Origin of the sequence: Streptomyces eurythermus (assembly GCF_014649115.1) — a bacterium.
Classification (GTDB): Bacteria; Actinomycetota; Actinomycetes; order Streptomycetales; family Streptomycetaceae; genus Streptomyces; species Streptomyces eurythermus.
Map to the genome: position 1 here is coordinate 1 of NZ_BMSK01000062.1, position 934 is coordinate 934.

At 68.8% G+C, this 934-nt stretch carries 1 protein-coding gene; it reads left to right on the forward strand.

The annotated features are described in order from the left end of the window. Nucleotides 1-825, forward strand: an 825-nt coding sequence (locus tag IE251_RS40470; protein WP_189757930.1) for a methyltransferase, incomplete at its 5' end; no start/stop codon positions are given. Nucleotides 826-934 lie beyond the last annotated feature (109 nt).

Sequence of the window (934 nt, forward strand, 5' to 3'; positions counted from 1 at the left end):
CGCTTCCTCGCCACCCGCGGTGTCTTCCGCGAGGACGACGACGGCGCCTTCCACATCACCCCCGCCGCCCAGGTGCTGCGCTCCGACGTCCCCTACTCCGTCCGTACGACCGCGCTGCTGCTGACCGACGAGATGTACTGGAAGTCGGCGGAACGGCTGGAGGACACGGTCCGCGAGGGCGCCACGGCCTTCAACAAGATCTTCGGTGCCCCGCTCTTCGACTACCTCAACACCCATGAGGAGAGCGCCCGCGTCTTCCACACCGGCATCGCCGACCTGTCCACGATCGAGCAGGGCCGCGTGGCCGACAGCTACGCGTTCCCCGAGCAGGGCACCGTCGTCGACGTGGGCGGCGGGCCCGGCGGGTTCCTGCGCACGATCCTCACCAAGAACCCCGGTCTGCGCGGCGTCCTGTACGAGCAGGCGCAGGTGCTGGAGCAGCACATCCTGGACGTACCGGAGCTCGCGGGCCGGTGGGAGACGGCCGAGGGCGACTTCTTCGAGACCACCCCGACCGGCGGCGACCTGTACCTGCTCAAGCGCGTCCTGCACGACTGGTCCGACGACGACTGCCTGCGCATCCTGCGCGCCTGCCGCAAGGGCATGGGCGCCGACGCCAAGCTCCTCATCGTCGACTGCGTGGTGCCGCGCGGCAACGACCCCGACCCGGGCAAGCTGTACGACATCGCCATGATGACGATCTTCGACGGCATGGAGCGCACCGAGGCCGAGTTCGACAGGCTGCTGACCACGACGGGCTTCAGGCTCTCCAGGATCATCCCGACGAACGGGCCGGTCTCCATCGTGGAAGCGATGCCGTTCTGACATGGGTGACGACAAGGCTCAGCAGGCCGCGCAGATCGCGGCCGCCATCAGGCAGGTCCTCGGCGACTCGCTCGGGTACCTCTACCCGGCCTGTCTGCGCGTGGCGATC